The sequence below is a fragment of the Lelliottia wanjuensis genome (assembly GCF_030238365.1).
Lineage (GTDB): Bacteria > Pseudomonadota > Gammaproteobacteria > Enterobacterales > Enterobacteriaceae > Enterobacter > Enterobacter wanjuensis.
This window is the reverse complement of sequence record NZ_JASSOT010000054.1, coordinates 161,398-178,326: the sequence shown is the minus strand read 5'-3', so window position 1 is coordinate 178,326 and position 16,929 is coordinate 161,398. Positions and strand designations below refer to the sequence as shown.

The following is a 16,929-nucleotide window of genomic DNA, read 5'->3' as shown; positions in this document are numbered from 1 at the left end:
GTACTGGTTTAACAATCTGTATGGTGATAATCGAGGATACAGCATGACGCGTTACCAACATCTGGCCAATCTGCTGGCGCAGCGCATTGAACAAGGGCTGTATCGCAGCGGCGAGCGTTTGCCGTCGGTGCGCGCGCTGAGCCAGGAGCACGGCGTCAGTATCAGCACCATTCAGCAGGCCTATCAGATCCTCGAAAATCTTCAGCTGATCACCCCCCAGCCGCGCTCCGGCTATTTTGTCTCTCAGAAAAAAGCCCTGCCGCCGGTTCCGGCGATGACCCGCCCGGTTCAGCGCCCGGTCGACGTGACCCAGTGGGACGAAGTGATGATGCTGCTTGATGCACGCGGCGATCGGGAGATGATCTCCTTTGGCGGCGGCTCGCCGGATCTGACCCAGCCGAGCCTGAAACCCCTGTGGCGCGAAATGAGCCGCATTGCGCAGCACAACCCGGCGGAGATGCTGAGCTACGACGTGCTGGAAGGACGCAAAGAGCTGCGCGAGCAGATTGCGCGGCTGATGCTCGACGGCGGTTCGACCGTCGCGGCGGAGGAGATTGTCATCACCAACGGCTGTCACGGGGCGCTGTCGCTGGCGCTGCTGTCTGTGTGCAAACCGGGGGATATCGTGGCGGTGGAGTCGCCGTCGTTCCACGGCACTATGCAGATGCTGCGCGGGTTTGATATTAAAGCGATCGAGATCCCGACCGATCCTGAAACCGGGATCAGCATTGAAGCCCTCGAACTGGCGCTGGAGCAGTGGCCGATCAAGGCCGTGATCCTGGTGCCGAACTGCAACAATCCGCTCGGTTTTATTATGCCGGAAGCGCGCAAACGACAGGTGCTGGCCCTGGCGCAGCGGCACGATATTGTGATCGTCGAGGATGATATTTACGGCGAGCTGGCGGCGGACTATCCGCGTCCGCGCACCATTCACTCGTTCGATATTGACGGGCGGGTGTTGCTGTGCAGTTCGTTTACCAAAACCGTCGCGCCGGGGCTGCGCGTCGGCTGGATTGTGCCGGGCCGCTATTACGACCGGGTGATGCACATGAAATACGCGGCGGGCGGGTTTAACGTTCCGGCCACGCAGATGGCGGTCGCGGCGTTTATCCGCGACGGGCATTATCACCGGCATCTGCGGCGTATGCGCCAGATTTATCAGCAAAATATGGAGCGTTATACCTGCTGGGTGCGGCAGTATTTCCCGTGTGAGATCTGCGTAACGCGACCTAAAGGGAGTTTTTTGCTGTGGGTGGAGTTGCCGGAACAGGTGGATATGGTGTGCGTCAGTAAACAGCTGTGTGCGCTGAAAATTCAGGCGGCGGCGGGGTCGTTGTTTTCCGCCTCGGGGAAGTATCGTAACTGCCTGCGGATCAACGTCGCCCTGCCGCCCACCGAGAAAAACCGCGAGGCGTTGAAGAAAATGGGCGAGGCGATTTATATCGCCATGGAGGAGTAGGTTTGCCGGGTGGCGGCTGCGCCTTACCCGGCCTACAAATACCGAATCCTCGGAGCGTAGGCCCGGTAAGCGCAGCGCCACCGGGCGTCAGGCCGCACGGACTCACATCAGAACTTCCAGGACACGCTCCCCACGATGCTGCGCTCCGCCCCAAAGTAGCAATAAGAGAGCGAGTTACACGCCGCCACGTAGCTTTCGTCCGTCAGGTTATTGACGTTCAACTGCGCGCTCAGCCCCTTCACACCCAGCTTCGACAGATCGTATCCCACCGCTAAATCCACCAGCGTATAAGACGGCAGCGTGTGCGTGTTCTGGCGATCGCTGGTCACGCCGTTCACGTAACGCACGCCGGAACCGAGCGTCAGACCGTCCAGCGGACCGGTTTTGACGTCGTAGCTCAGCCAGGTGCTGGCCATGTTACGCGGGGCGTAGACCGCGCGTTTGCCCTCTTCTTCCGGGCTGCTCTTCTTGTAGCGAATATCCGTATAGGTATACGCCGCCTGCACGCGCAGGCTGTCGGTCAGCTGGCCAATCGCTTCCAGCTCCACGCCTTCCGATTCAATCTCACCGATGGAACGATACGGATCCGTCGGCTCCTCTTTGGTGGCGATGTTTTTCTGATTGATGCGGAACACCGACGCGCTGAACTGGCTGTTCATCCCTTCCGGCTCAACCTTCACGCCCGCTTCCCACTGCTTGCCCTTCATCGGGTCGAGGATCTGGCCGTTCTCATCGGCAAAACTGGTCGGCGTGAACGCGGTGGAGTAGCTGATGTACGGCGCGATACCGTTGTCGAACAGATACAGCAGCGCCGCACGGCTGCTGAAGTTGTTCTTATCCAGATCGCTGCGGCTGCTGTTGAGCTTGTCGATGTTAGACACACTCACCTGGTCGTAACGCCCGCCCAGGGTCAGACGCCAGCGGTCAAGCGACATCTGATCCTGCAGGTAGTAGCCGGTCTGTCGCAGCTTGTGCTTCTCTTTGCTGTACATGGTGATGGAGTTCGGCTTCGCGCCGTACACCGGATGGAAGGCGTTGATCGGCGGGAAGTCGCCGTAATAGCCAGTGGTGTTGTTGCTGCGATCCTGATAATCCAGACCGATCAGCACCCGATGGTTCACCGCCCAGGTGTCGAAACTGCCGTCGACCTGGTTATCGAGAGTGATGGCGTTCATCTTCTCGTCAGAGCCGGAATAGCCGCGATTGAGATCCGTTTCGTTCAGCCAGCCCGCGGCATACACCTGATTCAGCTCGACTTTGGTATGCAGGTAGCGCAGCTTCTGGCGCACCGACCAGCCGCTATCGAACATATGCTCGATGTTGTACCCGACCATGTTCTCGCGACGATCATATTTGTCGTAATCGTCCTCGCCTTCAAAGAAGGTATTGGAAATTTTATGGCCGTCGTGAGGAACCACAGTGCCTTCATACGGCAGGCCGGAGTGGCTCCCGCCTTCCGGATCGCGATGCAGATAGGCCATCAGATCGAGGCGCGTGTTGTCGGTGATGCGCCAGGTCAGGCTCGGCATCAGCGCGTAACGCTCTTCTTTCAGCGGGCCGAACTGGGAATCGGCGTAGCGAGTCATCCCGCTCAGACGGGCGGCCACGCGGTCGTTGTCATCCAGCGGCCCGGTGACATCGAACATCGCCCCGCGCTGGTCGTTATTCCCGGCGAAGAGTTTGATTTCACCGCCCGCATCAAAGGAAGGTTTGCGCGAGGTGAGCGCCACAATCCCGCCTGGCGATGAACGGCCGTACAACACCGATGCCGGGCCGCGCACCACTTCAATATTTTCCAGGAACCAGGGATCGACCACCAGCGAGCTGTGGGAGTTGGTATCCCCCATCATCTTCAGGCCGTCGAGATAGACGTTGTCCAGGCTGCCGTCGGAGAAGCCGCGCAGCACAATGTAGTCAAAGCGATTCGACGCACCGATCTGGTTGCTGTAGACGCCCGGCGTATAGCTCACCGCCTGGCGCACGCTGGTCGCGCCCTGCTCTTCGAACTGCTCGCGCGTCACGATCGACACGGACTGCGGGGTTTCGATATCCGGCGTTTCAAGCTTGGTCGCGCCACTCTGCATTTGCGAGGTGACAACGACGGTGTCGTTTTTCGGCGTATCCTGCGCCAGCAAAGGGAACGCGACGCTGCCGGTAACGCATCCCACCAGCAGTGCCAGCCGTGATTGAGCGAACATGAAAGTCTCCAAAGGTATTTCTAATTGTTAATAAGAATTATTACCTTTTTGAGATCGCAAACAGCTATGCGTAACGCCAGGTGACGTATGCGCAATGACAAACTGTGCGCGAGACATTCGCGCGATGGGGAAAAGTGCGTTAGCCGTGTCGGCGCAGATCGCCGGGGGAGATGCCGTATCGACGGCGAAACGCGGTGGAGAAGTTGGTCGCGTGCTGATAGCCGGACATCCACGCGGCCTGCTGCACGCTGTGCCCTTCCAGCAGATAGCGGCGCGCCAGCTCGAGACGGCAGTCGCGCAGATAATCAAACACGGTTTTGCCGTAGGCGTGGCGGAACTTGGTCCGCAGGCTGCCCGGGCTCATCGCCGCCTGTGTCGCCAGCTGCGCGAGGCTGTATTCCTGTTCTGGCGACTGTTCCAGCATGCGCCGGATACGTTCCAGACGCGCAAACTCCCCGCATGGCGGCAGAGCGCCGCGAGCCGCCTGCGGCTGGCACTGATTCAGACCGTGTCCGAGCAGCTGATACATCAGCCCTTCGAGCAACAGCTTGCGCGACACGGCGTTCAGCCCTTTCTGCTGCGCATGCTGAATGCCGATCAGCACAAACCCCGGCACCGGCCAGACGAACGTCGGCGCATGCAGGCGCTGCCATTCCAGGAGCAGTGTTTCCAGTAAGCTCTCACAATCGGCATGGTTCGGATAGACGCCAAAAGAGAGGGTTTTCAGGGTGCAATCTGCGTCGTGCCGGGCACTCATCGCCTGCTGTTCGCTCAGCTGCGAGCTGAACGCCATCCCCGGCAGCACCCGATACTCCTCGCCGTTCAGCGTCAGCGTGACGCACCCTTCCAGCACCACCAGCATATAAAGCGGGCTGCTGTGGCGAGAGGTGGTTTCATAGGGCTGGAGCACGCGCACGTCGGAGTGCGTCAGGGAAATACCGGAGGAGAGAGTCATCTCTTCGACATCCCCGTGCAGAACCGGGCTGTCGTGACGGGCGTTGTCTGCCAGATGCGGAAAGCGATAATCGATGCCGTAGCGCTCGCCGAAGCCAATAAAATCTTCCACGCAGAACAGGCGTTTGGTTGATAGATCAGGCTGTGCGGCAAGGTTCATGATGGCGTTTGCGTGGACGGATGACGCAGGAACCATAACATTGCGGCGGCGCAAAGGCTACGCCGCCGCCATGTTCATCGAGCGGATTACTCTTCGAAGTACCAGTAGCCCTGGTTGATCAGATCCGTCAGCTCAGCGACAAACGCCGGGTTTTGCAGCGCGTCGCCCAGTTCGTCCTGGCCAAACTCGGTGTAGCGGCACAGCACGTCAGCGGCTTTCGCATCCGCCGTTTCCAGCTGTTCGCTGTTGATGAAGAAGCTGCCGCCGACGTTCAGCACGCGCAGACCGCTCAGACGAGACAGGGTTTCGCCGCCCTGCAGGGCATCGAGCACTTCTTCCGGTTCGTAGGCCGGTTCCGCCGCGGCGATATCCAGCTCGTGACGCGGGGTGCTGACAAAGCTGCCGAACCATTTTTTGAAATCTTCCGGCTGGCTGATCATCTCGATCATCATGCTGCGCAGGCGATCGAGTTCGTACTGCTCCACGCGGCCCGGATGTTCGCGACAGGTCAGATCCGGATCGCTGTAGTGCTCGCCGCCCAGATCGTTTTCCAGCGCGTAGTCAGCGAAGCTGCTGATCAGGTCGCGGCCGTTTGACCCACGGAAACCGACGGAGTAGTTCAGCGCGGTTTCGTGCGTGAAGCCGTCGTGCGGGAATCCAGGCGGAATATAGAGGATATCGCCCGGCTCCAGATCTTCGTCGATGATCGGCGTAAACGGATCAACGTGCAACAGCGCCGGATGCGGGCAGAACTGACGCATCGGCAGCTTATCGCCCACGCGCCAGCGGCGGCTTCCCATGCCCTGAATAATAAACACATCGTACTGATCGATATGCGGGCCAACGCCGCCGCCAGGCACCGAGTAGGAGATCATAAGATCGTCGAGACGCCAGTCCGGCAGCACGCGGAATGGGCGCACCAGCTCAGCGGACGGCATATGCCAGTGGTTCACCGCCTGCGCCAGCAGCGACCAGCCGTTTTCACCCAGACCGTCAAAGTGTTCGAAAGGTCCGTTGCTCGCCTGCCACTCACCGTTGAAATGGCTGACCAGACGGCTGTCGACTTCCGGCTCCATCGCCAGGCCCGCCAGCTCATCAGGCGTGATCGGATCGACAAAATTCGGGAAGGCATTTTTCAGCACAACGGGTTGTTTTTGCCAGTATTTTTCGAGAAATTCTGGCCAGTTGAGATTCAGTTGATACGCCATGGGAAAGCACCAGTGAGAAGGGAAACAGGTGCGATTATGAGAGACGGGCCGGGCGGCTGCTTTGTCGTGGGTCAATTGCCCGCCAATTGCCCCTTCAACCGTTCGCATGACACACCGTGACAGTTTCAGCCTTTATGGTTATCGCCCGATCCTTAGCGGCTTATATCGTTAATTAATAAGCGCGCACTGTCACGAGGCGATATGAGCGACTTCACTGAACTCCCGGTTTCTGGAAACGTGAAAACCACGATGGGTGTTTTCACTCGCAGAGATAATCCGTCGGTATTTTCGCCCGTCGCGAATGAGCTGCCTGCCGGGAGTCGCGTGACGATTCAGGGGGCGGTGGTGGGTGATGCGGTGGAGGGCAATGCGCACTGGTATCGGGTGGGAGAAGATACCTATATCTGGGCGGGGGCTTGTACGCGGCTGGAGCCGTATCCGGAGTTTCCGGAAATCACCAGACCCACCTGGACGGCGATCGTTTTACATGAACGATAGCGCCCGTACCGGGCGCTTTCTGGAACACTTAATCGAGTTTCAGCTCGTCATACTGGGTGATGATCTTGCCGACGATGCCGTAATCCAGCGCCTCGCCAGGAGACATCCAGAAGTTACGGTCGGTGTCTTTTTTCACTTTTTCCAGCGGCTGGCCGGTGGCGTCAGCAATCAGCTTGTTCACGCGATCCAGCATGCGGATGATCTCGCGCGCTTCGATCTCAATATCCGTTGCCTGACCACGCACGCCGCCCAGCGGCTGATGGATCATGAAGCGGGTATTTGGCAGCGCATAGCGGTGCTCTTTTTTCGCCGCCAGGAAGATGGTGATCCCGGCGCTCGCCACCCAGCCGGTGCCGATCACGTGCACGTCCGGGCGGATGAACTTGATAAAGTCGTGGATGGTATCGCCCGCTTCCACGTGGCCGCCCTGGCTGTTGATGTACAGCTTGATCGGATCGTTGCTCACGCTTTGCAGCAGGATCATCTGAGTGATCACTTTCTCGGCCAGCGCCTGGTCAATTTCGCCGGAGATGATGATCGAGCGGGACTCGAGCAATTTCTGCGCAAGTGCGCCCGCGCCGTTTTTCCCTTCTGATTTTTCTGTGTTATCGCGATCTTTCTGTGTGAAGTGCATTGTTGTTATCCTCGGCTTTTAGCGCTCAAAGTCAGAGTGTAGCCTGTTTTGCCAGGCAAAGTCGTCAGGCGCACACAATGCGAACATCCTGGGTCGCGAACGCGCTGAGAACATCCGGGTTCATGCTCGCTTCCACCACCAGCACGTCGATATCACGGGTTTTCGCGACCACGAAGCGCGCCACGCCGGGGATTTTGTCGGTGGTCAGCGCCACGATGGTCTGATTGCTTTGGGCGATCACCGTTTTCTTGAACTCGCAGTCGGCAAAATCAAAGCCGGTCAGCCCCATTTCGGGGTCCATCGCACAGCCGCCGATAAAGGCCTGATCGAAAATAATCCCCTGGATCTGACTGGCCGCCGTCGCCCCGACCGCGCCGCCCGAGGCGCGCTGGATCTGCCCGCCGGTCATGATCACTTCGCACAGAGGATGGCGCAGCAGCTCGGCCGCGATCGCCGGAGAGTTGGTCACGATCGTGACGTTCAAATCCGCTGGCAATGCCTTCGCCAGCGCCAGGTTGGTGGTGCCGGTATCCATAAAAATGCAGCTGCCGGGTTTGATAAAGGTTGCCGCTTTCTGCGCGATCATGTCTTTTTTTGCAGGATTTTTTTGCTCGCGGGCAAGAAAGTTTCCCGCATCCGGCAGCTGAAGCACCGCGCCTCCGTAGACCTTTTTGCACAGTCCTTCTTTGCTAAGCTCATGTAAATCACGGCGAATCGTGTGCTCAGAGACTTTCATTTGCGTCGCTAATTCCGTGCAGACCACCCTGCCGTTCTCCTGAAGGATCTTGCGGATCAGGTCTTGTCGTTGTTCCGGAAAAACAGCATAATCGAGCATAAAGAGTCCTGTTAAAATCCAAATCGAGCATCAATGCGCATAATGTTGCATGACGCTCAGCCTGTCAATCGATGCAACCTGGAAGGGAGCCTGATGATGAAACGCAGTAAACCGTCTCACCCGCTTGTGGCTAACCAGCCTTACGACGGATTCTGGTTCCAGCCCGTCAGCCACACGGAGCGTTCGCAGCAGAAAGTGCACCGCGAAGAGTTACCCGCCCGGTTCCAGGAACATCACTCAACTACGCGCAGCAAACAACGAGGCTTAATATGAACATTGCACATGTCGCAGTCTGGACCCGCAACCTGTCCGCTCAGGTTCAGTTCTGGGAAACGGTTTTTAGTGGTCGCAGCAACGAGAAATACACCAGCAAAAACCGCCCTGGCTTTGAGTCGCACTTTATTACGCTCACCGACGGCCCGACGATTGAGCTGATGACGCTCCCGGAACTGGTCGATGCGCCCGCGCATCCAGAATTCGTCGGCTGGGCGCATATCGCCCTCAACGTCGGCAGCAAAGCCAATGTGGATCGCATGGCGGAACAGGCGCAGCAGAACGGCACGCTTCTGAGCGCGCCGCGCATGACGGGGGACGGGTTTTACGAAGCGGTGATCGCCGACCCGGACGGGAACCGGATTGAGCTGGTTGGGGAGTCGTTCTAAGAATAAAACCGCATCCCCGCATAGGTTTTTTCCCGACACGCCGCCAGTCGCGCGGCGATATCACCCACGTGCAATTCCAGCTTATGTCCGTCCGGGTCGAGAAAATAGAACGACGCCCCTTCGCTTTTATTGGTTTTCCAGACGGTGACGCCAGCCTGCTCCAGCTTGTGCGAGAAAGCGTCAAAATCTTCGGGTGCCACGCTGAACGCATAGTGGGTGTAGTCGCTCTTCTCAGGCGGAACGTAGTTGCGAGTTTCGTCGAAAGACAGGCACAACCAGAGGTCGCCGCAGGTGAGATATGCGCCCGTGTCCCACTGCGCATGGAGTGACAACCCCAGCAGATCGCGCCAGAAATTCACGCTGGTTTGCAGGTTGCTGACGGCCAACGTGAGGTGGTTCAGTGATTGCAGCATAGGATCCCCTGTTGTGTTTCGCTCAGAACATGATACGGTAATTCAATGAACAGAAAACACCTCCCCGCTTTCCATCACACCCAGTGGTGGCTGCCTTCTTAAAGGCGGCCCGGAATTGTTTTCCCTCTTTTTCAGATAGCCGCCGAAAGGCGGCTATTGCATTTCTAAGACGTCTTTCGGCTTTTAAAACCTTAAGGAGTCTTACATGAACACCAAAACCACTATTCTCACCGGCGACCGTCCGACTGGCCCTCTGCATCTTGGGCACTATGTCGGATCGCTGCGCCAGCGCGTCGCGCTCCAGCAGGATTATCAGCAGTTTGTGCTGGTCGCCGACCTGCAGGGCCTGACGGATAACGGCAGCAACCCGCAAAAAATCCGCGATAACATCCCCGAAGTGCTGGCCGACTATCTCGCCGCGGGTATCGACCCCGATCTCACGACCATCTGCCTGCAATCCGCCCTGCCCGCGCTCGCCGAGCTGACGATGCTGTACATGAACATCGTCACCGTAGCGCGCGTGGAGCGCAACCCGACGGTGAAAAACGAAATCGCCCAGAAAGGTTTTGCCCGCTCGCTGCCCGCCGGTTTCCTCGTGTATCCCATCAGCCAGGCGGCGGATATCACCGCGTTTAAAGCGGAAGTGGTGCCCGTCGGCGATGACCAGCTGCCGATGATCGAGCAGACCAACGAAATCGTGCACAAGATGAACAGCCTGCTGCCCGCCCCGGTGCTGCGCCACTGCAAGGCGATGCTGAGCGACACCAGCCGCCTGCCGGGCGTCGACGGCAACGCCAAGATGTCAAAATCCCTCGGCAATACGCTGCATCTGTCGGCCAGCGAAGAGACCATCCACCGCGCCGTCAGCGCCATGTATACCGATCCGAACCATTTGAAAGTGAGCGATCCGGGGCAGGTCGAGGGCAACGTGGTGTTTACCTATCTGGATGCGTTCCACGCGGATAAAGCCAAAGTCGCGGCGATGAAAGCGCAGTATCAGCAGGGGGGGCTGGGCGACAGAGCCTGCAAAAACGAGCTGGAAGTGTGTCTGCAGGAGCTGATCGCGCCGATGCGCGAGCGGCGGGCGACCTACATTCAGGACAAAAGCCAACTGATGGCGATGCTGAAAAACGGCAGCGAACGGGCGCACGAGATCACGCAGGCGACGCTCAAAGAGGTGAAACAGGGGCTGGGCGTACCGGTGTTCTGAGGGACAGATGGACGCCTGCCGGGCAGGCGTCCACAAAAGCTAATTCACCGAGACCGGGCGATCCAGCCGCTCGTCACCTTCCACATCCTGCGTGGAAGCATGGCGGCGCTCCGCCAGCAGACGGCAAATCTCCGCATGTTTCTCTTCGGTGAAGGTGAAGCGCGACATGCAGCCGAGGCGGATCAGCGAGCCAATCGCCGGAAGCAGGCAGATGCCGAAGAACAGCCCGGTCAGCACGCCATCGCTCTGGGTTTGCGCCTGCGGCACGTAGCCGATCATCGTCAGGAACACGCCGATCAAGCCCCCACCTACCGCCACCGACATCTTGCCGGTGAAGGTCTGCCCGGAGAAAGTGATCGCCGCACAGCGTTTATGGGTGTGGTACTCGGCGTACTCGATGGTGTCGGCGATCATCGACGAGGTGAGGATATTGCTCATCATGACGAACAAGGTGCTGAGACCAAGCAGCAGGAACAGCAGCGCCGTGTGCTGATACCCGGCGAACCACATCACCGCACGCACCGCGATATCCAGCCCACAGAGGATCATAAACAGTTTTCGCTTCTGCATCCTGCGCGTCAGCATTGGTGCTATCAGGCACACCACCGCCGCCACGATCCCCATAATGCCGATCGCCATCTGCAGGCTGCCGTCGCCGAGGTTGTAGATAAAGAAGTAGATGTAAATCCCGTTGGCGACGTTATGGAACACGCAGAAAAAGAACGACAGCAGGATGACGAAAAGCGGTTTGTTCTGACGCAGATTGTGGAAGGTGTCTCGCATCGTCACCTTCTCCGCGCTCGGCGGGACGCGCTCTTTAATCTGCATAAAGCCGTTCAACATCAGCGGCAGGCCGAAGAGCATCATCACCAGCGCCGCCATGAAATAGCCTTTGTCGTTGCTGTACTGGGCAAAAAACGCTGCCAGTTTCGGGAAGAAGATATTCGCGCAGGCGATCCCGGCGTTGACGCCGAGCATCGCCGCCGTCACCGCGCGGGTGCGCTGGCCGGAGTCGTTGGTCATCACCGACGACATCGACCAGAACGGGATATCGGAGATCGCGTACAGCGTCCCCCACAGAATATAGGTCACCCCGGCGTAGAGGATTTTGGTGGTCATGTCCGCTTCGATTTTATAGAACGACAGCAGCGTGACGCAGGTAATCAGCAGCGGAGCGATAAGTAAAAAATGCCGAAACTTGCCGAATCGGCTGTTAATGGTGTCCATAATACTGGCGAACAGCGGATCGTGAACCGCATCCCAGACGCGGGCAATCAGGAAGATCGAGCTCGCCGCCAGGGCCGAGATCCCCAGCACGTCGGTGTAAAAATAGTTAATAAATGAACCCACTAAACCAAAACTAAAACACTGACCTAAACCATAGCCAAAATAGGACCACAACTCGCGAGACGGTATTTTCATTGTCGTTGCCATAGTGCGTACCTTGCTGTCCGGCGGCGTACCGCCGGATCGTTATTGTTATGCCTGCGGCTGCGGGGCGATTTTGCGCAGCTTGCGCATCAGGGCGATTTCGCTACGCGAGAACGGGATGCCGTTCTCTTCGAAGACGTCGTGGAACCACAGACGGCAGTAGTCGGTGGAGCCGGTCATGATCACCGGCCACGGCAGCCAGGTCTGGGTTTTGCCGCGCACCAGGCCCCACTGGTACGGCGCGACCTTCGCGGTGTACATCAGGGGGAGCTGCTCTTCGATGGTGCTCCCGACGTGACGCGCCAGCCATTCGGTGCAGAACATCGGGCGGCCAAGCTGCTGTAACTGCTGGATAATGGCGGTCATGCGCCCGGTGTTGAGGTAGGCGTGGTAGCTCACCACGTCCGACAGTTCCAGCGCGGTTTGATCGAGCGGATGCTGGAAGAACGTCTCCCCTTCCACTTCCACATCTGGCGACACGCGCCACGCGCAGACCGTCAGCGGCTGCTCCGGATCTTCTTTCCGCGCCCACTCGAACGCCCGTTTCATCAGCTCATGCGCGTAGCTTTCCAGTTTTTCGTCGTACTGCACTTCCACGGTGCCGGTCGCAAAAATCCCGCGGTTGCCCGGTTCGTTATAGAGATCCCACACCAGGACGCGTTTATCGTCGCGGAACTGGCGGATAACGTCGCGGATATAACGTTCAATCTGCGGCCAGCAGTCGCGATCGCACACTTTATCGCGCCCTGGGCTCGCCGCCGCCTGGCTGTTGTGCTTACCCGGGATCGGCGGCTTCTGCGGGCCGAGATACGGCTCATCGCCGGAGAACCCGCAGTCGTCCATCAGCGTCAGCATGGTGCTGAACCCGTGGCGGTCGGCAAGCGTCAGAAAGTGGTCAATACGCGCCAGCAATCCGTCACGATCGTGCTCCCAGACGATAAACGGCAGGTTGATGCGCAGGGTGTTGTAGCCCGCGTCCGCCGCCCAGCCCAGTTCCCGGTCAATGGTTTCAGGATCGAAGGTCTCCTGCTGCCAGATATCCGTCCAGTTCACCGCCGTCGACGGCAGATAGTTAAACCCGCACAGCCACCCTTTCTGCTGATACCACGCCTGCGCCTGTTCTTTACTCCACTGCTGTTTCATCGTCACCTCACTTGCTGATAATATTTAGCTAATAAATATTAGTTGAACTATAAATGAGCAAACTGGCACGTTCAGAAAAGCGACAGCAATCACAAAGTTCAGGCTTGAGCGCATAAGAAACGTGATCGACCGCGCTTTGGAAGACGGTTAAGGTATGATGCTGTTTCTCAAGGGGGAGCGAGCGGATGAAGCGGAAAAACAAAATCACGATGAACGATATTGCGCGTGCGGCGGGGGTGTCGCAGGCGACGGTATCGCTGGTGCTCAACCAGTCCCGCAACATCAAGCTCAGCGACGAGACGCGCCAGCGGGTGATCGGCGTGGCCGCCGAACTCGGCTACAATCGCCTGCCCGCCATCCACGCGCCGCGCAACCAGGAAGAGGTCGCGCTGCTGGTCAGCTCCCTGCAAAGTTACGACCCCTTTATCGACGCCATCAGCCAGGCGCGGGATGCGGCCTGGCGGAACGAGACGCTGCTGACCGTGTACGACTACGGCGACGACGTGGAGCTGGCCCTGAACATCATCCGCCAGTTGGAGAAGCGCAACTGCGTGGGAATTATCCTCGCCTCCCCCGTCACCACTCTGGTGGACATGACCGATTTCCAGGACTTTACGCAGCTCCCGCTGGTGCTGCTCAACCAGCGTGATCCCGGTTCGCCGCTGCTGCCGTCGTTCATCCCCGACGACTTCGCCAACGCCTTCCAGGTGACGCGCCATCTGATTGCTCAGGGGGCCACGCGCATCGCGCACATCACCGGCGAGAGCTGGATGGAAGCCACCCGCCAGCGTAAGGCGGGCTACCAGGCCGCACTGGAACAGGCCGGACTGGCGTTCGACGAGCGCCTGGTTCGCCCGACCAACTGGCAGTTCAGCGAGTCCTTCACCGCGACCGAGGCCCTGCTGGCTTTGCCGGAACGCCCGGACGCGATCTTCTGCGCCAGCGACTGGCTGGCGATCGGCTGCTATCAGGCACTGGCGGTGAACAACGTGCACATCCCGCAGGACATGCTGCTGGCGGGCTATGACGATCAGAAGATTTCCGAACAGCTGACTCCGGCGCTGACCAGTATTCAACTGCCTTATAGCGAGCTGGGGCGGTTAGCCGTGGAGTATCTGTGCAATCAGGAAGATGCGGCGACGCATGTGACGCTGGCGGGAAGGTTGAGGGTGAGGAGATCGAGCGAGCGTCATTAATTAAACACTTATTCCGGCAATATATATTGTGAATAATGAATTCATTATTTTTATATATTCAAATCACTCCGAATAACGCTTATTACGTTTTGTATTCAGCTGGACTTTAAATATTTTCCTGATTAAATATACAGGTATTCATAACGCGATGCGGACATGCGCCAACACGTCCGCACCGCTCATCACAATCACTATTTACGGAGAATAGTAACCATGACTAACGTCGATTGTATTGCAGATTCAATTGAACCAGAAGTGTTCCCCGCCGATAACCGCACCTTCACCGTGAGTTATGCGAGCCGTTTTCACGATCACGCCCGTATGCCAGCCTTTATCATGAAGGGCTACTGGCTGGACGAAGCCGGATTCAGCACCGGCACCAAAGTGGACGTGAAGGTGATGAAAGGCTGCATGATCCTGACCGCACGAGAGCCAGAACCGGAAGAGACGGAGATGGAGAGGCTGGTGCGCGAGGTAAGTAAGCTTTCAGCGCGCAAGCAGAAGCAGGTGGTGGAGTTTGTCGGGGTGATATCGGCGAAGAGTTCGAAAGGCTGAAAAATCAATTGAGTGGAGAAGGCGCCGATGGGCGCCTTTTTTGTTGGATGTGAGAGGTGGGTGGTTGATTGGGAGGGGTTTTGCGAGCATTGCAAAGGGTTAATACCATCAGAATAAAGGAGCTTTACACACGATATGCAAGTCTCTGTCAACCGCTTTCGGCCCTTCAACGAGGTGGATGATTTTAACCGCGAAGCACTGGCGATCAAAATTGACCTAAATATCCCGGTGCAGCGGGTCGTGAGAGTGCTGGATAGGATCGTGGCAAACCGAGGATATCCCCGGAAGACGCGGATGGATAACGGTCCGGAGCTGGTCTCGCTGACGCTGACACAATGGGCAGAAGAGCATGGTGTGATGCTGGAATTTATCAGGTCTGGTAATCCAACATAGAATGCCATTACCGAACGGTTCAACCGAAAACACAGAACAGAAAGACTGGATTTTTAGCTGTTAAGAGCACTGAATGAAGCACGGAAAATTACAGAGTGCTAGCTGGCTGAATATAACGGCGAGCGCTCCATAAATCCCTGAATAACCTGACACCGGAAGAGTACCGGCTGATGGCCGAATCTCAAAAAGTGCGTGGAATTAAAGCTGGGATACTACATAACCAACGGTGCACCCGATACACTCACAGCGCGACTAAGCGTTATTGGGATCAATCTACATCTTGCTTTTTACTATCACTAACATTTTGAGTTTGAGAAAAAAAACTATTACGGCCAGCAACTTTCGCATTTTCATGATCCACTTTACTCTTAATCATATCAGCAGGAACCAATGTCAAAATAACGGTCCATATCTGCCAAGTTGTAAGTGCAATGAGCAAACTAAATGACACTCCTCGTAGTAATTCCTTATGGGGGAGCAGAAAAGAGACTTGCTTAATCAATGGTGCCAAAACTCCCACCATTAGTACAATGCACAAAATAAATGTAGAGTTTACAGCTGGATGCAATAGCTTCCCCATATTGACAGGCATAGATGTTGATTCACTACTGTCTGGTTTAAATGTGAAGCGCAACCTTTCAGGGTAGATGATTGCCATCCACGCCCCCACAACTGCAAATATTATTGACGCAGTCGTTCTGAGAGCTTCAAAAAGTGGAGACTGTTGAGCAAATGGAACAAATCTCCCATACCAGAATCCCACACCTATTAACCCTATGAGGCAAACGATGATGAACAACTTCACTATATTCCAGAACATTACTCCTCACGTATTTGTCGTAGAAGCTCTGCTTTACCAGCAGTTAAAACTGATAACAACGATTCACTATTAACAACCTCATTATTATCCCAAACAACATTCAATTCAGCAGATGCTGTTAGAGTACTATAGCTCAGCCAGTGGACCTTATTGGCATCACCTTTAAAAGTAAAGCCATAATCATCCCATTCTGAACGCGTAGGCTCAGATCCATCCCACTCTTCCATCATCGAATCAACTTTTTGCAAATCAAAAAATTCAGGACGTAGCTCATACTTTACATTCACATCGTCTGTTCTTCTATAATCGCTACCACTGCTAATCCCCAAACGGCTTAAGGCAGATTGCCACCATTGGCGTTCATCATCGTGGTTCAATCGTAATGTCTCTTTACGAATAATTTTGCTAACTCGAGTAGCATTTTCCCTGATGTACTGCCTATTACCGACATCATGCGCAAGAGAAGTTTTGAAACGAGGAGAAGGACTTGGGCTAACCAAATCCTCTCCTACCGGTGCGTAACCAATCACCTGTCTTGAATCATCGACCCCATCTTCACCATATCTGACGTAAGAAGAGATCAAAGAAAGTGCCTGCTCCATATACTTTCTAAATGGTTGTTGACCAGTTTGAGTACGTTTTTTGAATCGCAAACTAGCAAACAAGCCATCATCCGGTAATATCCAAAAATACGTCGCATAACCTGGAATGGAGTTATCCTGGATACGGTTCATGATCACATCAGCTGCAGTAACACTTGAATCCCTTATAACAGATGCTATACCGGCTTCAGTTGATGGTACTTCATTCCAAGTAGTAACCAACCAATCTTCACCCATACACTTGATATCAAACAAATAAGTTGAGAGATAGTCACTACCTACTTGTGGTTCATACAATTTGGTATTTTCAATGCTCTTGTCCGCACTCCAGTGGAGAAGGTCCGTTAGCAGTTCCTGTATAGACCCAAAAACTGGGGAACTGTTTCCCCATGAGTAGTAACCACACTCATCCACTTGATAAAAACTAAACTTAACAGACTCGCTCATTGGTCAGATGATCCATTACCTTATGATTCTCAATAGGATCATCTTACCTTGTGGGGCCGATCCTTACGAGTTAAACGGTCACATTTCGCCCCATAAATTGCAAATACTAAC

At 56.2% G+C, this 16,929-nt stretch carries 17 protein-coding genes and 1 pseudogene; 8 read left to right on the top strand and 10 right to left on the bottom strand.

Going from position 1 to position 16,929, the window contains the following annotated elements:
• Positions 1-43 precede the first annotated feature (43 nt).
• A complete protein-coding gene (locus QQF33_RS08360; protein ID WP_285150397.1) occupies positions 44-1,459 on the top strand; it encodes an aminotransferase-like domain-containing protein in 1,416 nt (471 codons plus the stop codon).
• 107 nt (positions 1,460-1,566) lie between these two features.
• On the opposite strand, the gene foxA is transcribed toward QQF33_RS08360, so the two are convergent.
• The 3 genes from foxA to QQF33_RS08345 form a co-directional block, all read right to left on the bottom strand.
• Complete coding sequence (gene foxA / locus QQF33_RS08355) at positions 1,567-3,675, bottom strand: ferrioxamine B receptor FoxA (RefSeq protein WP_285150417.1); 2,109 nt, start codon at positions 3,673-3,675, stop codon at positions 1,567-1,569.
• 121 nt (positions 3,676-3,796) lie between these two features.
• Complete coding sequence (locus QQF33_RS08350) at positions 3,797-4,771, bottom strand: helix-turn-helix domain-containing protein (protein ID WP_285150416.1); 975 nt, start codon at positions 4,769-4,771, stop codon at positions 3,797-3,799.
• An 86-nt stretch (positions 4,772-4,857) separates the two neighbouring features.
• Positions 4,858-5,979 carry a ribosomal protein uL16 3-hydroxylase gene (locus tag QQF33_RS08345; RefSeq protein WP_285150396.1) on the bottom strand — a complete coding sequence of 374 codons (1,122 nt, stop codon included), beginning with the start codon at positions 5,977-5,979 and terminating at the stop codon, positions 4,858-4,860.
• Between the two features lie 201 nt (positions 5,980-6,180).
• Between QQF33_RS08345 and QQF33_RS08340 the strand changes: the two genes are divergently transcribed.
• Entirely contained in the window at positions 6,181-6,477 is a 297-nt protein-coding gene (locus tag QQF33_RS08340) for an SH3 domain-containing protein (RefSeq protein WP_285150395.1), read from the top strand.
• 28 nt (positions 6,478-6,505) lie between these two features.
• Here QQF33_RS08340 and QQF33_RS08335 read toward each other — a convergent pair whose 3' ends face one another.
• Both QQF33_RS08335 and QQF33_RS08330 read right to left on the bottom strand, forming a co-directional pair.
• On the bottom strand, positions 6,506-7,111 hold the full coding sequence (locus QQF33_RS08335) for an ATP-dependent Clp protease proteolytic subunit (protein ID WP_285157672.1): 606 nt from the start codon (positions 7,109-7,111) through the stop codon (positions 6,506-6,508).
• A gap of 64 nt (positions 7,112-7,175) precedes the next feature.
• Positions 7,176-7,946, bottom strand: coding sequence for a DeoR/GlpR family DNA-binding transcription regulator (locus QQF33_RS08330; RefSeq protein WP_285157671.1), 771 nt, complete (start codon positions 7,944-7,946; stop codon positions 7,176-7,178).
• A gap of 96 nt (positions 7,947-8,042) precedes the next feature.
• Here QQF33_RS08330 and QQF33_RS08325 point away from each other — a divergent pair, with 96 nt between their 5' ends.
• Entirely contained in the window at positions 8,043-8,219 is a 177-nt protein-coding gene (locus tag QQF33_RS08325; protein WP_282493408.1) for a hypothetical protein, read from the top strand.
• On the top strand, positions 8,216-8,608 hold the full coding sequence (locus QQF33_RS08320) for a VOC family protein (protein WP_285150393.1): 393 nt from the start codon (positions 8,216-8,218) through the stop codon (positions 8,606-8,608). The genes QQF33_RS08325 and QQF33_RS08320 overlap by 4 nt, the downstream gene beginning before the upstream one ends.
• Here the strand turns inward: QQF33_RS08320 and QQF33_RS08315 are convergent.
• A complete protein-coding gene (locus tag QQF33_RS08315; protein WP_285150392.1) occupies positions 8,605-9,021 on the bottom strand; it encodes a FosA family fosfomycin resistance glutathione transferase in 417 nt (138 codons plus the stop codon). The genes QQF33_RS08320 and QQF33_RS08315 overlap by 4 nt on opposite strands.
• Before the next feature lie 205 nt (positions 9,022-9,226).
• Between QQF33_RS08315 and trpS the strand changes: the two genes are divergently transcribed.
• Entirely contained in the window at positions 9,227-10,231 is a 1,005-nt protein-coding gene (trpS, locus tag QQF33_RS08310; RefSeq protein WP_285150391.1) for a tryptophan--tRNA ligase, read from the top strand.
• A gap of 39 nt (positions 10,232-10,270) precedes the next feature.
• On the opposite strand, the gene QQF33_RS08305 is transcribed toward trpS, so the two are convergent.
• Positions 10,271-11,665: an MFS transporter gene (locus QQF33_RS08305; protein ID WP_285150390.1), complete on the bottom strand. Its 1,395-nt coding sequence runs from the start codon at positions 11,663-11,665 to the stop codon at positions 10,271-10,273.
• A 45-nt stretch (positions 11,666-11,710) separates the two neighbouring features.
• The gene (locus QQF33_RS08300; RefSeq protein WP_285150389.1) at positions 11,711-12,805 is read right to left on the bottom strand and encodes a cellulase family glycosylhydrolase; all 1,095 of its coding nucleotides are present in this window, start codon (positions 12,803-12,805) and stop codon (positions 11,711-11,713) included.
• Positions 12,806-12,990: 185 nt separating this feature from the next.
• On the opposite strand from QQF33_RS08300, the gene QQF33_RS08295 reads away from it, so the two are divergent.
• The 3 genes and pseudogenes from QQF33_RS08295 to QQF33_RS08285 form a co-directional block, all read left to right on the top strand.
• Entirely contained in the window at positions 12,991-14,001 is a 1,011-nt protein-coding gene (locus QQF33_RS08295) for a LacI family DNA-binding transcriptional regulator (RefSeq protein ID WP_285150388.1), read from the top strand.
• Positions 14,002-14,214: 213 nt separating this feature from the next.
• Positions 14,215-14,556, top strand: coding sequence for an endoribonuclease SymE (gene symE, locus QQF33_RS08290; protein WP_285150387.1), 342 nt, complete (start codon positions 14,215-14,217; stop codon positions 14,554-14,556).
• Positions 14,557-14,706: 150 nt separating this feature from the next.
• A pseudogene (locus QQF33_RS08285) lies at positions 14,707-15,116 on the top strand (integrase core domain-containing protein); the annotation flags it as partial.
• 101 nt (positions 15,117-15,217) lie between these two features.
• On the opposite strand, the gene QQF33_RS08280 reads toward QQF33_RS08285, so the two are convergent.
• Both QQF33_RS08280 and QQF33_RS08275 read right to left on the bottom strand, forming a co-directional pair.
• Positions 15,218-15,607 (bottom strand): hypothetical protein, encoded by a 390-nt coding sequence (locus tag QQF33_RS08280; protein ID WP_285150386.1) that lies wholly within the window; start codon positions 15,605-15,607, stop codon positions 15,218-15,220.
• A 161-nt stretch (positions 15,608-15,768) separates the two neighbouring features.
• Positions 15,769-16,818 carry a hypothetical protein gene (locus QQF33_RS08275; protein ID WP_285150385.1) on the bottom strand — a complete coding sequence of 350 codons (1,050 nt, stop codon included), beginning with the start codon at positions 16,816-16,818 and terminating at the stop codon, positions 15,769-15,771.
• Positions 16,819-16,929 lie beyond the last annotated feature (111 nt).

What these genes read in the sequence shown, in the direction of transcription:
- QQF33_RS08360 (WP_285150397.1), top strand. Translation starts at nt 44, where the DNA reads ATGACGCGTTACCAACATCTGGCCAATCTGCTGGCGCAGCGCATTGAA.
- QQF33_RS08350 (WP_285150416.1), bottom strand. Translation starts at nt 4,771, where the DNA reads ATGAACCTTGCCGCACAGCCTGATCTATCAACCAAACGCCTGTTCTGC.
- QQF33_RS08345 (WP_285150396.1), bottom strand. Translation starts at nt 5,979, where the DNA reads ATGGCGTATCAACTGAATCTCAACTGGCCAGAATTTCTCGAAAAATAC.
- QQF33_RS08340 (WP_285150395.1), top strand. Translation starts at nt 6,181, where the DNA reads ATGAGCGACTTCACTGAACTCCCGGTTTCTGGAAACGTGAAAACCACG.
- QQF33_RS08335 (WP_285157672.1), bottom strand. Translation starts at nt 7,111, where the DNA reads ATGCACTTCACACAGAAAGATCGCGATAACACAGAAAAATCAGAAGGG.
- QQF33_RS08330 (WP_285157671.1), bottom strand. Translation starts at nt 7,946, where the DNA reads ATGCTCGATTATGCTGTTTTTCCGGAACAACGACAAGACCTGATCCGC.
- QQF33_RS08325 (WP_282493408.1), top strand. Translation starts at nt 8,043, where the DNA reads ATGAAACGCAGTAAACCGTCTCACCCGCTTGTGGCTAACCAGCCTTAC.
- QQF33_RS08320 (WP_285150393.1), top strand. Translation starts at nt 8,216, where the DNA reads ATGAACATTGCACATGTCGCAGTCTGGACCCGCAACCTGTCCGCTCAG.
- QQF33_RS08315 (WP_285150392.1), bottom strand. Translation starts at nt 9,021, where the DNA reads ATGCTGCAATCACTGAACCACCTCACGTTGGCCGTCAGCAACCTGCAA.
- trpS (WP_285150391.1), top strand. Translation starts at nt 9,227, where the DNA reads ATGAACACCAAAACCACTATTCTCACCGGCGACCGTCCGACTGGCCCT.
- QQF33_RS08305 (WP_285150390.1), bottom strand. Translation starts at nt 11,665, where the DNA reads ATGGCAACGACAATGAAAATACCGTCTCGCGAGTTGTGGTCCTATTTT.
- QQF33_RS08300 (WP_285150389.1), bottom strand. Translation starts at nt 12,805, where the DNA reads ATGAAACAGCAGTGGAGTAAAGAACAGGCGCAGGCGTGGTATCAGCAG.
- QQF33_RS08295 (WP_285150388.1), top strand. Translation starts at nt 12,991, where the DNA reads ATGAAGCGGAAAAACAAAATCACGATGAACGATATTGCGCGTGCGGCG.
- symE (WP_285150387.1), top strand. Translation starts at nt 14,215, where the DNA reads ATGACTAACGTCGATTGTATTGCAGATTCAATTGAACCAGAAGTGTTC.
- QQF33_RS08280 (WP_285150386.1), bottom strand. Translation starts at nt 15,607, where the DNA reads ATGGCAATCATCTACCCTGAAAGGTTGCGCTTCACATTTAAACCAGAC.
- QQF33_RS08275 (WP_285150385.1), bottom strand. Translation starts at nt 16,818, where the DNA reads ATGAGCGAGTCTGTTAAGTTTAGTTTTTATCAAGTGGATGAGTGTGGT.